The organism is Candidatus Limnocylindrales bacterium, from assembly GCA_035559535.1.
Taxonomy (GTDB): domain Bacteria; phylum Moduliflexota; class Moduliflexia; order Moduliflexales; family JAUQPW01; genus JAUQPW01.
Window position 1 is genome coordinate 57,598 of record DATMBG010000007.1, and the last position, 14,677, is coordinate 72,274.

The window sequence follows — 14,677 nt, forward strand, 5'->3', positions numbered from 1 at the left end:
CTGGCATCTATGATCTAGTTTTTAGACGGCTTATACTAACCCTTATGAAGAGGTTACCTGCTTCCCTCCCGGTGGGGATAGCCAGGATGGGGCTACTTCCTATCATTTATATTTTTTTCAACGCCGATTGATATTAGACATTTTGGCAAAGAAAGGTTAAACTAACTCTCCGGAATTTCCTAGATAGAGAAAACCCCCCAGACTCCCAGGGGTCGCCCCATAGTCGGAAAGTCAGGTATTCCAAGACCCTGGGCCTTCCTATGAATTATCTAAAACTTATCGTGCAGCACCTATGCTGCCCTTTACAAACCCGTAAGAAACAGGTTTCATTCCAGGATCTAAAATTGAATCCTTATTGTGGAATTAATAGCCAGACGGGAAAAGAACCCAAAACCCATTTTGAAGCCGGGAAAAGTTTTGCTCTATTTTTAGGCAATTTTGAGGGGTAAGGATTACAAAAATAGCTTCCTTTCCTGCACCTATAAACCTGGGGCTTAAGGTTCTGCCTTATTTTTAAGCCATTTTGAAAGGGATGGATTACAAAATAACCCCACTTTCTGCACTACAAATCTGAGGCTCCTTGTCAGCAGTGGTCCACAGACGTCACCGGGAAGGATATGGTTTCAATTTGAAACATTCCAAGCTCCTGGATTCTGCTAGGAACACTAAACCCGATGATTTTGACTTATAGAAAGTCCTAGATTTTAGGGTTTTAAATTTGGAGAGGTTTATTTTACTTTAAAATAACTCTAAAATAAATTCAAATGATCCATTTATCTAGATAAGCTCAAAAATTACGACGATTTAATCTAGAGGGGTATAAAATGACTCTTTTTATTTTTGCTCCCTGGCAAGTTCTGCGGCAACCGCATCTGCACCCTGGGCGATGAAAAGTTCTCCCTTTTTATCGGGTAAGAACTCTTCCATTTTAGCTACAAGCTTCTGCTTGGCGTCATCTGTTAACTCAGGCTGTCCCTTGGCCAGAGACTTTACTGCTTCTCGATAGGTCTCGAGGTACGATTTTTGCCAATCCAGCATTTCCAGGGAACCTGGCTCACCATGACCGGGATAAATCCTCTGGACATCTTTGAGTTCTGTTTGGAGCCGATGGATATTTTTTAACCATTGGGTACTGTGACCGTCGGCAAGATAAGCATGGACTTTGTTCATTACCACATCTCCGATAAAAGCGATTCTTTCCTCTCCTTCTATCATCCAGTAAGAATCGCTATGAGACTCTCCTGGACCTAAATCATGGACGGTGAAAGTAACGCCTCCAAAGGTCACGGATTCTCCATCCTTTAAAGTTTTAGAAGGGAAAACCCTTTTTTTCGGCCATTCCTCTCCAAGCATGGCACGTCCTCGCTCTTCTCCTGCAGCATCATAATAGGCTTTCATGGCCTTATCGACTCCTACCGTTGAGATTACGGGCACGCCATCTGTACCTATCAACTCAGCCAAACCATTGCAATGGTCTGGATGGCCATGGGTAAGGAGGACGGCCAGAAGTGGCTTTCTCAAAAATTCCAGATTTGCCCTTAAGGCTTTGCCATCGGAAACCGTTAAGGTCGCGTCTATGGCCACAATACCTTTTTCAGTTTCTACCAGATAGGCATTTACAAAGACCCGGGTTTCATCGGCAAATCTATGAACCCGAGGTTTGAAACCCCCATGGACGGTGGGATTGAAAGAAATTATCCCGGTTAACAGGATGGGAAATATCAGAAGTCTACGGACAAGGTATTTTCTATTCATAAAACTTTTAAGCTATCTCGGATGGCCGAACCTTTACCTCTAATCCGGGCAGGCGGCACCCTGGTTTATCCACTCGGTTATTTTATCTATAAACTCCTGAAGGGTTCGGGGTGCAGGTGTACGCTTGCCACCTGGATTCCAGGACCATTGAATCCGAGGGTCTTCTTTAACATGTCGAATAAGGTCTTCCAGCGTTTTATTTCCATTCTGAGCCGGATCCTTAATCTGATTACAGATCTCCTTAGGGGTTTTATTTGCGAAGATCATGGGAGTCTCCGGGGGTGGCATCCGCCAATCGGGAGAGCCCGGTGCAGCCTTTTCCCCAACTCCATTGGTGAGCTGATGGCAGTTATTGCACCTGGCACCCCCTGCACCTCGACCCGTTGCACCACGAACAACCTTCATATCGTGGGGACGTCCCTCATCGCCTTGAGTGGGTCCTTCTCCTGCAGCATGACAGTTTTTACAGCGTGGATGGGCGAAGACATCGACAACGGCATTGAAGGCTGCAATAGCCCTGGCATCCTCTGCAACAGCAATAACCTGCAGGTTAAGGAAAACTTTCTCTCCTTTACTGGGAGTATGCCTCAGAGAGGAAAAGGCAGGATTTATGACCTGCAAGATTCCTATAACCCATACCATTCTTACCAGGTACTTTTTCCAATTATGGGTCCGTAACGTCATATCCGTATTCTCCTTTAACTTAAAAAATTGAAGGCTGAAAGGGGAAGATAGCCAAAAAATTTCGATCTTGAGATAAATCCCAAATCATCTTAGCCTTTTATCGGGCCAATTTAGCCAAACTTTCTTCATACGGCGGCCAGGCGATCCCTTTTTCAGTAATGATGGCGGTAATATACTCGTGGGGAGTTACATCGAAGGCCGGATTGGCTACCTGGATAGCTTCTGGCGCGATCTGTTTACCGGCAATCTGGGTCACTTCTTGGGGATTCCTCTCTTCAATGGGGATTTGATCTCCGGAGCCAATGGATAAGTCTAGGGTAGAAATCGGAGCTGCCACATAGAATGGAATCCCATGTTCTTTGGCCAGGACTGCCAGACTGTAGGTACCAATTTTATTGGCAACATCTCCATTTGCAGCAATCCGGTCGGCCCCCACGATAATGAGATTAATTTTTCCTTTCCGCATGAAATAGCCGGCCATGTTATCCGTGATAAGGGTAAGCGGAATATTCTCCTTGGCAAGCTCCCAGGCGGTTAATCGAGATCCCTGGAGAAAAGGTCTGGTCTCATCTACGAAAACATGAATCTGTTTTCCCTCTTCATGGGCTGACCGAATGACCCCCAGGGCTGTTCCGTATCCTGCCGTTGCTAGGGCTCCGGCATTACAATGGGTCAAGATGGTATCCCCGGATTTAATCAATTGCGCGCCATACTTACCCAGGATTTTGTTGATCTGGATATCCTCATCCCGTATCTGAAGGGCTCTATTTTTTAATACTTCTTTGAGTTGTGGAACAGGTAAATGCCGGTGAGCTTCTGCACATCGACGCATTTCTTCAATGGCCCAGAATAAATTCACAGCCGTGGGACGTGTTTTGGCCATTTCCTCCAGGATTTCTTTCATTTTAATTGAAAATTCTTCGTAAGAATCTGCCGAAATACTCTGGGCCCCCAGGGCAATACCCATAGCAGCGGCTACTCCAATGGCAGGGGCACCGCGAATGACCATATTTTTAATGGCCTGAGCCACATCTTTATAATTATCGTACTCTCGATAAACTTCCTCCATGGGAAGTCGTGTCTGATCAATCATGACCACTTTGTTGTTAATCCATTCAATGGTTTGAATCATGGGAAACTCCTTTGTGTTAAGTTATCAAGCCTCTTTGAGATGGTTAATAGAATATCCCATTAAGAGAAAATCTGTCAACTTTTTAATGATTTCGTGGATCTTTTAGCCCCGGCGAGGTGGCCTCTTTAGAGAGGGGCGAATTCCCTGAACAGGTTGCTCTTATGGAACTTTTCTCCTCTGGAACCTTCAAAGTCAATTAAGTAACTGTAACCATTTAGTAGGTGTCACTTTTTCTATCTGAACACCTCCCTGGCCCCCCCTCCAGGGGGGACTTCAGCGGCAGCAACCTCACGTCAGTCCCCCCTGGAGGGGGGGCCAGGGAGGTGTTTCTTTTTCCACCTACTAAATGGATACGGATATGTCAATTAAAATCCTCCTTGACAGGGAAAGAAAAAAACAGTATCATACCATGGTGATGTGGGCTCATAGCTCAGTGGGAGAGCACTGCGTTCGCAACGCAGGGGTCGGGGGTTCAAATCCCCCTGGGTCCATTTTGTCCTCTAATACTCAGTCCCTCTCAAAACAGAGGGGTCTGAGTCCATCTGGAGAACCTCCCAGTTCCCCATTGACAAACCCACTGCTGTTAAATAACTTAACAGAAAATCCATGAATTTTACAGCACTTTTAGATAGCATAAAAACCGGAGCACACCAGGTTTCTTTATCGGGATTATGGGGGTCTTCTAAGGCCCTTATACCAGCTCTTGTTTACAAAGAAACGAAGCGGCCTGGTCTGATAATTACTCCAACCTGGCAGACGGCCATGGACTTCCAGGATGACTTGGCTTTCTTTTTAAGGCAACTGGGAAGTGAACCCGATAAGATCCATCTTTTTCCACAGTGGGAACTTTCTCCCTATGAATTTTTATCACCTCATCGAGAAACCGTCGCCGAGAGGCTTACAATTCTGGATAAACTCCTGAATCATGAAAAGATCCTGGTGGTAACCCCGGTGGAAGCTTTAATGCAGAAACTTCTACCCCGGCAGGTACTTTATCAATTTACTCAGTACGTGGAAGTGGGAGCTGAGATCAACCGGGATGAGTTGGTTGAGCAGCTTATTTATACCGGTTATCATCCTGTGGAAATTGTAGAAGCCCGGGGAGAATTCAGTGTACGGGGTGGAATTCTGGATGTATTCCCTCCAATAGGAGAAAATCCGCTTCGGATCGAATTTTTCGGAGATACCGTTGAATCTATTCGGGAGTTTGATATCACGACCCAAAGATCCATCGCCCAATTGGAAATCGTTACCATCCTTCCCATTCGAGAAGTGGTTCTAAATCAAGAAGCCCTCCAACGAGGCATTGCCAACATAAAAGCCAGAATTGCAGAAATCGGCGCCTCTTACAACACGTTGAATACGCTGATGAACCAGTTGGAGCAAGCGCCCTTTTTCCCGGGGATGGAACGGTATGCTTCTTATTTTTACCCAGATCTGGAAACTTTATTCGATTACCTGGATCCGCAAGGTCTTTTATTTGTAGAGGAAGGATTGGACATAGAACAGGTAGCCAGCAAATTTGAAAGAAAAGTTCAAGAAGGTTATCAGCATGCTCTGGATAAAGGAAGCCCGGTCCCGGATCCTACTTCCCTCTACCTTACGGCCCAACAAGTTAAGGAGCACTTGGAAAGGTGGCAACGAATTGAATTGAATCTGGTGGATTTCTCAGGGGAACAGGAAAGGATGGGAGGATGGGAGTGTGGAAGTAGGGGGATAGAAGGGGATGGGAGCGGGAAGGTAACAACGTCCCCACCCCCCCACCTTCATACCTCCCCACGTATCTCTTACGATCTGGATTTTAAACCCTTGGAATGGGGTTACCTCACAACCCCCGATACAGATGAAAAAGAGCAACATATTGCTTTTTCATCCAAGCGGTTGGCCGAATGGCTCGAACAGGGAAATCGGGTCCTTATCGTTTCCCATACCCGTGTCCAGGCAGAAAGACTGGCGGAACTTCTGGCCGATTATCAGTTAACCCCGGGTCGATACGAAGAGCCAATTCTCTCGGAATTTTTGTTCCAATCCAGGCAAAAACCTGTTTTCGTTCAGCAAACAGATGAGAAAAGGAGTTTCTTAACCCATCTTCTGATCACGACTGGAGATCTCACAGCCGGTTTTTACCTTCCGGATCAAAAACTTGTCCTGGTCGGTGAAGACGAGCTTTTAGGGCGACGTAAGACCATCAAGTACCGGCATAAAGTTCATCGACCCAGCCGATTACTAACGACTCTGGGTGAACTGGAAATCCATGATTTTGTTGTCCATGTGGATCATGGCATTGGGAGATACCTCGGACTGAAAAGGTTGAAAATCCAGGACATGGAAATGGAATGTCTTCATCTGGAGTATCGAGATGGAGATAAGCTCTATGTTCCTATCGATCGGTTAGATCTGGTTCAAAAATATAAAGGGTCTGATGATCATCCCCCTCAGTTGGATAAACTGGGAGGAACCAACTGGGCTCGTGTTAAAGAAAGGGTTAAGGCTTCTATTAAAAAAATGGCCAACGAACTGCTGGAACTCTATGCAGTTCGCCAGGCGCTTCCTGGGTTCTCTTTTTCTTCAGATGACCATCTCTATAAGGAATTTGAAGCCGCCTTTGAATATGAAGAAACGCCGGATCAAACCCGGGCTATTCAAGATGTCCTTAAGGATATGGCAGCCGCCAAGCCGATGGATCGATTGATCTGTGGGGATGTGGGATACGGTAAAACCGAGGTGGCCATGCGGGCGGCTTTCATAAGTATATTGAACGGGAAGCAGGTGGCCGTTCTGGTTCCCACCACAATATTGGCTCAACAGCACCTTCAAACCTTTCAAAGTCGATTTGCTTCGTATCCAGTCCGCATCGAAGTGTTGAGTCGTTTTAAGACCCGGAAGGAGCAGAATGCAATTATAAAAGGACTTAAGGAAGGCACGGTAGATATTGTTATCGGCACGCACCGTCTTCTTCAAAAGGACATCGAGTTTAAAGATCTGGGATTGGTTGTCATCGATGAGGAGCATCGTTTTGGGGTGGCTCATAAGGAAAAACTCCGACAGCTTCGTAAACTGGTAGATGTCCTGACTTTAACTGCGACGCCCATTCCCAGGACCCTCCACATGTCTTTGATGAGCATTCGGGATATGAGTGTGATAGATACTCCTCCGGAAGAGCGTTTGTCTGTGTATACCTATGTGGTTAAATTTGATGAGGGTCTTATCCGGGAAGCTATTCTACGTGAATTAGATCGAGGGGGGCAGGTCTTCTTCGTACACAATCGGGTTAAAAGCATTGAAGCTATGGCGAATTATCTTCGTCGATTAGTTCCTACGGCCCGTATTGTAGTAGCCCATGGCCAATTGGAAGAGAATACCCTAGAAAAGATCATGTTGAAGTTTGTGAACAAGGAGTACGATGTTTTAGTGTGTACGACCATTATCGAATCGGGCCTGGATATTCCCTCCGCAAATACCATCTTTATTAATCGGGCAGATAAGTTCGGGCTTGCCCAACTTTATCAGCTTCGGGGACGGGTAGGTCGATCTAAACACAGAGCCTATGCTTACCTGCTCATTCCCAATGACCGAACCATCCAGGCAACTGCCAAAAAGAGACTCCGGGTTATCCAGGAACTCAGTGATCTCGGCTCTGGATTTAAAATATCGGCCCACGATTTGGAAATTCGAGGCGCCGGAAACCTGCTCGGTGCCGAACAATCGGGACACATTTCCGCCTTAGGATTTGATCTCTACTGTCAGATGATCGCCAATACCGTCAAAGAACTCAAAGGCGAAGCGCTGGAAGAAGAACTCCATCCACAAATAAATCTGGAAATTTCGGCTTATTTCCCCGAGGAGTACATACCGGATATGAAACAACGTCTCGAGATCTATAAAAAGCTCTCTTCGGCTCAGGATTTTGGAAAAGTTCTGGATGTAGAGGACGAAATTAGAGATCGATACGGGGCATTGCCGGAGGAGGTAAAAAATCTGATTACCTTAGCCGAGTTACGGCTCCTTTCTAAAGAACTCCGGATCGAAAGTATCAAATCGGATAAAGAAACAATCCTTATCTGCTGGAATAAAACAAGTTTGATAACCCCCGAACAGCTCGCCAGGGTTGCTAAAAATGCAAAAGGACGGGTTAAAATTCTCTCTACCCGATCGGTAGAACTCTATTTGGGAGGAATCAAAAAAGAAGAACGATTAGGCTTTTTAAAAAATTTCTTGCAGGAATTTAGATAAAGCTCCAGGATTTGTTGTGCCTGGTTTACGGGTGTTTGCTTTTTATTAACAGATTTATTCGGATGGGCTACATCGGACAGCAGGTCCTGGATGCAGGATAAGGGATCCATGAAACATACTTTGCTATTGGCTGGAATACTCTCCGGAATTTTACTTACCTCAAATCTTGTAAAAGGAGAAACTGCCGATCGTATTGTGGCTATTGTTAATGATAAGGTTATTACACTCCGGCAGTTAAAACTCGCAGAGTTTTCTGCCTTACAAAACAAGCCGCAGGATTCTGAGGGAAAATTTTCGGTTGATCAGGCTAAATTATTGGAGGATTTAATCGAGGAAAAATTACTGATCCAGGTCGCCGATAAAGCTGGGATCACCGTAACCGAGGATGAGGTTAATGCGGCCCTGGAGGAAATTAAGAAACGCAACAAAATCTCAGATGATGCAAAGTTCCGAGAAGCTGTGACCCGGGAAGGTCAGAGTTGGGAACAATTCCTGGATGATATCCGGAAGCAAATCAAAGTGGTAAGGCTGGTCAATCGGGAAGTTCGATCGCGGGTTACCGTTGATGAAGCGGAAGTTCGAGATTATTATGAAAAAACTAAGAACTCTTCCGGACCTCCTCCGGAAAAAGTAAAGGTACGTCATATTCTATTTTCCGTTCCGGAGTGGGCCTCCCAGCAGATGGATGAAGATGCCAAAAAAAAAGCAGAAGAGGTCTTGGCTAAGATTAAAGGGGGGTTGGATTTTGCTGAAGCAGCCAGATTATATTCAGACGATCCCTCTAAGGAACGAGGCGGGGATCTGGGAGTTGTCTCCAAGGGACATATGATAAATCCCCTGGATGAAGTGATTTTTAGTCTGAAACCCGGTGAGGTAAGCCAGCCCGTTCGATCCAGTTTAGGATATCATCTTATAAAAGTCGAGGAAAAAATAAATGTAGAAGTAGAAGCTTTGGAAACCGCCAAGGAACAGATCCGTAATCTTCTCTTTCAACAAAAAGTAGAATCCCTCTATAAAGACTGGATTAAGAAATTAAAATCTGAGGCCTATATTGAAATTAAGGAGGAAGCTTTACACTGAGATTAGATCTCTTTTTGAAAATGAGTCGTTTGAGTAAACGTCGGTCCCTGGCAAAGGAGCTTTGTGAGAAAGAACTGGTTCGGGTAAACGGTCAAATTGCCAAAGCTTCAAAAGAAATCAAACCAGGAGATATCATTCACGTAGAATCCTGGAACCGGCGTTTGGTGGTCAAAGTGTTGCAGGTTCCTGAAGGGCCTTTAAAGAAAAAAGAGGCCGATAGGTTATACGAAGTTTTAGAGGATATAAGAAAAGAAACTGAATTTTAAAGGGTAAGTTGTCAAGGGATCCCCTGAATCCTTGACAATGAACGGCTAACAATTAGAATGGCCTGGTTTAGGCGAGATAAAGAAGTAAAAAGTAATATCGAAACCCCTAAAAAGAGGGTCCCCGAAGGGTTATGGATTAAATGCGACTCCTGTAAGGAGATGGTATATCGAAAAGAAGTTGAGAAGAATTTAAAAGTATGTCCCAAATGCAATTACCACTACCGTCTGACCTATCAGGAAAGACTTAAAATGCTTTTTGATGACGAAGCTTATCAGGAATTCGATACCAACCTTCGATCTGCGGACCCTTTAAAATTTAAGGATTCAAAAAAATACAAGGACCGATTGAAGGCTGCCAAAGCTAAAACCGGGTTAGAAGAAGCGGTAGTCTCTGCGGAGGGAAAAATCGGGGGAATTCCGGTTATTCTCTGTGTGTTAGAATTTGGATTTATGGGGGGGAGTATGGGTTCTGTAGTCGGTGAAAAAGTTACCCGGGCCATTGAACGGGCGATTCTGGAAAGAAAACCCCTTATTATTATTTCCTGTTCTGGAGGAGCCCGTATGCAGGAAGGAATTCTCTCCCTGATGCAAATGGCTAAAATTAGTGCAGCCCTTGGACGGTTAAGTAAAGCCGGCCTACTTTATATCTCCATCCTGACAGATCCTACAACCGGTGGTGTAACGGCCAGTTTTGCTATGTTAGGGGATATTATTCTGGCAGAGCCTGGCGCTCTGATTGGATTTGCAGGACCGAGGGTCATCCAGCAGACCATACGCCAGGAGCTACCTCCGGGTTTTCAAACTTCGGAATTTCTTCTCCAGCATGGAATTATTGACATGGTAGTCCCAAGGAAAAATATGAAAGCTACTCTGGATAAACTCCTGAATTTTTTTGTCTCCTAAAGTTTAGCCACAAAGACGCCCAGATACCTCTCTTAATGAGTCCGGAAGTCGGAGTATCTTTGTGGTTAATTATTTATTTTGAGTTCCTACATGATGACTTACCAGCAGGTTTTAGATTATCTCCTGAGCTTTAAACCTTCGGTTATTCGCCTGGGACTTGAAAAGATTCGGTATATCCTCAAAGAGTTTGGTGATCCCCAGGATCGGTTTCCGTCCGTTTTGATAGCGGGAACAAATGGTAAAGGTTCTACCACGGCCATGGTCAGTTCCATTCTTCAGGCAGAGGGATGGAAGGTGGGAAGTTATACCTCTCCACATCTCCTGGACTTTCGAGAAAGAATTACGATAAATGGGAATCTTATTCCAGAGGAAGATCTGATCACCCTGACCGAGGAATTTATACAGATTTTATCCGAGATCGGATCCAGGAAGCCTGTTGAAGCTTCACAAAACCTGACCTTTTTTGAAGTTGTAACAATTCTGGCTTTTTTGTATTTCGCTCAACAACAAATAGATATCGCTGTTCTGGAAGTAGGATTAGGTGGGCGACTGGATGCAACCAATGTAGTGAATCCCCTGGTATCGATTATTACCAACATTTCCATGGACCATGAAAATTATTTAGGATCTACCCGTCGGGAGATTGCCAGAGAAAAAGCCGGTATTGTTAAAGAAAATGGAATTTGTCTTACCGCCTGTGAACCTGGGGAAGCTCTGGAAGAAATAGAAGCCATATGCCACCGGAAAAATGCTCAACTTTTTAAATGGGGGACCCACTTTACCACCTCTCCCATCCAGAGTAGTTTAGCCGGTCAGATATTCTCTTATCAGGGAATGACCCAAAGCTATGATCAACTGGAAATTTCTCTCTTGGGAAGGCATCAAATTCTTAATGCAGCTCTTGCTGTAGGCACGATGGAACTCTTGAAATCTCGAGGGTTTCCTGTGCAGGAAGCTAATCTTCGAAAAGGCCTAAAGGCTGCGCGAAACCCGGGTCGATTAGAAATAATCGGACGGTCTCCCATGGTAGTTCTCGATGCAGCTCACAATCCCGGGGGAGCAGAGGCCCTGTCCAAGGCCCTGGTTGAATTATTTACTTATGATCAGCTTATTTTGGTAATGGGCATTTTAAGGGATAAAGATATCCGGGGTATTTTTAAAGCGCTTTTTCCCATCGCTTCCCAACTTATTTTTACACAACCCCAAAATACAGAACGGGCAACTCCGGCTGAAGAATTAGCCCGTATAGCCCAGGAAATGCATAGGGATAAATATGAGGTTGTCTCTCAAGTTTCCAAAGCTATTGAATTAGCCCATCGTCGAGCAACGCCTGAGAGCTTAATCTGTATTACGGGTTCTCTCTATACCATTGCCGAGGCGAAACAATTTTATGCAGACATAAAACATAATGGGTAATATCCTAAAGAACGCGAAGAATTTTATAAATCCCCCAGGAATAAAACATACAAAGAGTACTTGAGATTCTTCCTGTTCTTCGTGGTTAGAAAATGGCAGAAATTTTACCCTTCAAAGGTATTCGTTACAATCTTAATAAAGTAGGCGATTTAGCCCTTGTGGTTTCTCCTCCTTACGATGTGATCTCACAGGAGGAACAAGAAAATTATTATAAGCTCCATCCCTATAATGTGATTCGTTTAATTTTTGGAAAAGATCTTCCCGGGGATACAGAAGAAGAGAATAAGTATACCCGGGCGGCCAGATATTTTCAGGAATGGATGAATCAACGTATCCTGGTGCAGGATGAGCAACCAGCTATCTATCTTTATCGCCAGGATTATCGCCTGCCTTATGAAGAAAAAGAGAAAAGCCTGACAGGTTTCATCGCTCTGGTTCACATAGATGAGGCTACCAGTAGTAATACGATTTACCCACACGAACATACCATGCCGGCTACGGTAGCCGATCGGTTAAATGTCGTCAAAGCTTGTAAAGCAGATTTATCTCCGTTGTTTGCCCTTTATTCAGATAGGGAAAGTCAGATCCGGAGTATTTTAGTTTCCGAAATGCAAGCTCAACCTATTCTCAAGTTGAAAGATCTGGAAGAAGTTCAACATCAGGTCTGGAGGATTCAAAATACCGAAAAGATTAAAGCAATCCAATCAAAAATAAGAAATAAAGCTCTGGTCATCGCCGATGGGCATCATCGGTACGAAGCAGCAAAATTATTCCGGGATTATATGTGGGCTTTGGATCCTCATCCTTCAGAGTTCAAACTGTATAATTACGTTATGATGCAACTGGTAGCCATAGAGGATGAAGGATTGACTATTTTTCCCATTCACAGGCTGGTACGGGGTCTAAGTAACTTTAAAGAGGATCTGTTTTTAAAGCAGTTAGAGCAATTTTTTCATATCGATACCTTTAAACTTGACGAAAAAGAAAAAACTGCTAAAGTAAGCTTTATTCTTAATCGGTTGAGAATGGACTCTGAGCTTAGCCATCGGTTTTTTGTCTACAGTGGACAAAATAAAGTGTACGGCCTGACATTAAAAGACTTGAAAGCCTATGAGCAGATTGCCGATTTAACTCTACCCGAAGTTCTCAGAAATTTAGATGTAAGTATACTGCAGACGCTTATTTTTGATCATATTTTGGAAGGGAAAGAAAAACCTTTAGAGATCTCTTACACAAGGGAAGAAGGAAAGGCTTTAGAGCTGATCGACACAGGGCAATATCAAATAGCATTTCTTTTAAGTCCCACGCGGGTATCTCAGGTGGTAGAAGTAGCAACCCTGAGGAGACGGATGCCGCCTAAATCCACTTATTTTTACCCGAAACCTTTGACCGGAATCGTAATGAATAAAATATCCTGGTGAGAACCCTTTAGAGCAGGGAATGCTTCCTTCAGTTTAAGCTATGGTTTCAGGTGGGCATGGTAGTTTAGATACCTGGCAAAGTTTGATCAAAGGAAAGGTTCTGTTCCGGGAGCCTTTAAGTAAGTATACGACTTTTCGAATAGGAGGACCGGCTGAGTGGATGGTTTTTCCTTTGGATCTCCAGGATGTGCAGACGGCGGTAGCGTATGCCCACGATCAGGGTATGAAAATTTTTGTTCTGGGAGGCGGTTCCAATTTATTAGTGGCCGATGAAGGGATTCCGGGGGTTGTACTGAATCTGAGTAAGGGGTTTAATTATGCCCACTTCCAAGATACGCTGGTCATTGTTGGGGCCGGATATAGTCTTCCCCGGCTTGTCACCGAGGCTGTGAAGCGTGGGTTAACGGGATTGGAGTGTGCAACAGGAGTGCCGGGAACTGTGGGGGGCGCTGTGAGAATGAATGCAGGTACCCGAGAGGCTGGGATCGGAGATATTATCGTCCAATTAAAGCTCCTTCACAATAATGGAATCCTGAAGACTTTAGAACAAAAAGATTTAAAATTTCAGTACCGAGAATCCAACCTTCCCGCCGAGAGTATTATATTAGAAGTGGTACTGAATTTGAGAAAGGGAAATCAGAAGACCCTCCGGGAAGATATCCACAGACGTTTGATAAGTAGAAAAGCCACACAGCCGCTTTCATACCCCAATGCAGGCTCTATTTTTAAAAATCCTCCGGGGGAGTATGCCGGTCGTCTCATCGAAAAGGTGGGATTAAAAGGGACTCGCGTAGGTGATGCCGAGATTTCTTTGTTACATGGTAATTTTATTGTTAATAAAGGATCTGCAACTGCCAAAGATGTGATGGCTCTCATTCGAATGGCCAGACAAAAAGTCTGGAAAGAAACCGGAATTAAGCTTGAACTGGAAGTTAAGTTATGGGGTTTAAACGAGGAAGGATAGAAGATAGAGAACTGCGGTTCGATAGGTATCGACCTGTGATTCTCAGTCCTCGATCCTTGTGTGTTTGATAAAGTCATTTTTTTTGTACAGGGAATGATCCTTCTGATGATGGCCCTATGTGTTTATCTTTATATGGGAAATTCGCCTCACTTTGAAGTTTCCTCCATTAAAGTCAAGGGAAATATTTTTTTGTCATCCTCAGAAGTTATAAAGAAAGCAGGTATTCAGCTCCACACCAATATCTTGAAAATTAAACCTGAAGAAATAAAAAATCGATTAGACCAGGAAGTATGGATTAAAAGAGCGACGATTCGTAGAGAGTTACCCAATCGGATTATCATTGAGTTGCAAGAGCGAGAGCCGTTTATGATTTGGGTAGGAGGGACCAAACAGGACGGAAGAAGATATCTGGTAGATCGAGAAGGAGTTCTACTTAAAGAGGTTCAGGAAGGGGAGGAAGTGGCCCGCAATCTTCCGATTTTTACCACCAGTTCTTTGATTCCTTTAACCTCCAGAGAGTCTGAGCCGGAGATGGTTTATGTCCAAAAGATCATTCCTGAGATTGCAAAGATTCTTCAAGAAGACATTTTTTTATTCAAGAAAATAAAAGAAATTCATCTTTCCGGAACGGGTAGTCTAACCCTCGTTCCGGATACCGGAACTCCGGAGATAAGGGTTCACTTACTCGATTATCAAAGGAATTTAGAATATTTCAAGAGGTTACTTCCCCAATTAGATGTGACGCATCTAGAATATGTAGACTTAAGATTTAAAAAGAGAGTGGTAATTAAGCCAAATAATAGTTGACTTATTTAAAAACTGT

11 protein-coding genes and 1 tRNA gene are annotated in these 14,677 nt (G+C 44.2%); 9 read left to right on the plus strand and 3 right to left on the minus strand.

The features are described from left to right. Window positions 1–834: 834 nt before the first annotated feature. From VNM22_01955 to mtnA, 3 genes are all read right to left on the minus strand, one after another. A complete protein-coding gene (locus VNM22_01955; protein HWP45901.1) occupies window positions 835–1,755 on the minus strand; it encodes an MBL fold metallo-hydrolase in 921 nt (306 codons plus the stop codon). 39 nt (window positions 1,756–1,794) lie between these two features. Then, window positions 1,795–2,439: a hypothetical protein gene (locus tag VNM22_01960; protein ID HWP45902.1), complete on the minus strand. Its 645-nt coding sequence runs from the start codon at window positions 2,437–2,439 to the stop codon at window positions 1,795–1,797. Between the two features lie 97 nt (window positions 2,440–2,536). Continuing rightward, the gene (mtnA, locus tag VNM22_01965) at window positions 2,537–3,571 is read right to left on the minus strand and encodes an S-methyl-5-thioribose-1-phosphate isomerase (GenBank protein HWP45903.1); all 1,035 of its coding nucleotides are present in this window, start codon (window positions 3,569–3,571) and stop codon (window positions 2,537–2,539) included. Window positions 3,572–3,990: 419 nt separating this feature from the next. Between mtnA and VNM22_01970 the strand changes: the two genes are divergently transcribed. From VNM22_01970 to VNM22_02010, 9 genes are all read left to right on the plus strand, one after another. Next, a tRNA-Ala gene (locus tag VNM22_01970) sits at window positions 3,991–4,062 on the plus strand. Window positions 4,063–4,177: 115 nt separating this feature from the next. After that, a complete protein-coding gene (gene mfd / locus VNM22_01975; GenBank protein HWP45904.1) occupies window positions 4,178–7,804 on the plus strand; it encodes a transcription-repair coupling factor in 3,627 nt (1,208 codons plus the stop codon). A 108-nt stretch (window positions 7,805–7,912) separates the two neighbouring features. Beyond that, window positions 7,913–8,884: a peptidylprolyl isomerase gene (locus VNM22_01980; protein HWP45905.1), complete on the plus strand. Its 972-nt coding sequence runs from the start codon at window positions 7,913–7,915 to the stop codon at window positions 8,882–8,884. Then, the gene (locus VNM22_01985) at window positions 8,881–9,150 is read left to right on the plus strand and encodes an RNA-binding S4 domain-containing protein (GenBank protein ID HWP45906.1); all 270 of its coding nucleotides are present in this window, start codon (window positions 8,881–8,883) and stop codon (window positions 9,148–9,150) included. Before VNM22_01980 ends, VNM22_01985 begins: the two co-directional genes overlap by 4 nt. A gap of 57 nt (window positions 9,151–9,207) precedes the next feature. Then, window positions 9,208–10,053: an acetyl-CoA carboxylase, carboxyltransferase subunit beta gene (gene accD, locus VNM22_01990; GenBank protein ID HWP45907.1), complete on the plus strand. Its 846-nt coding sequence runs from the start codon at window positions 9,208–9,210 to the stop codon at window positions 10,051–10,053. A gap of 90 nt (window positions 10,054–10,143) precedes the next feature. Next, window positions 10,144–11,469, plus strand: coding sequence for a folylpolyglutamate synthase/dihydrofolate synthase family protein (locus VNM22_01995; GenBank protein ID HWP45908.1), 1,326 nt, complete (start codon window positions 10,144–10,146; stop codon window positions 11,467–11,469). A 92-nt stretch (window positions 11,470–11,561) separates the two neighbouring features. Next, entirely contained in the window at window positions 11,562–12,890 is a 1,329-nt protein-coding gene (locus VNM22_02000; GenBank protein ID HWP45909.1) for a DUF1015 domain-containing protein, read from the plus strand. A 40-nt stretch (window positions 12,891–12,930) separates the two neighbouring features. Beyond that, window positions 12,931–13,854: a UDP-N-acetylmuramate dehydrogenase gene (gene murB, locus VNM22_02005; protein HWP45910.1), complete on the plus strand. Its 924-nt coding sequence runs from the start codon at window positions 12,931–12,933 to the stop codon at window positions 13,852–13,854. Window positions 13,855–13,914: 60 nt separating this feature from the next. Then, entirely contained in the window at window positions 13,915–14,661 is a 747-nt protein-coding gene (locus tag VNM22_02010; protein ID HWP45911.1) for an FtsQ-type POTRA domain-containing protein, read from the plus strand. Window positions 14,662–14,677: the final 16 nt, after the last annotated feature.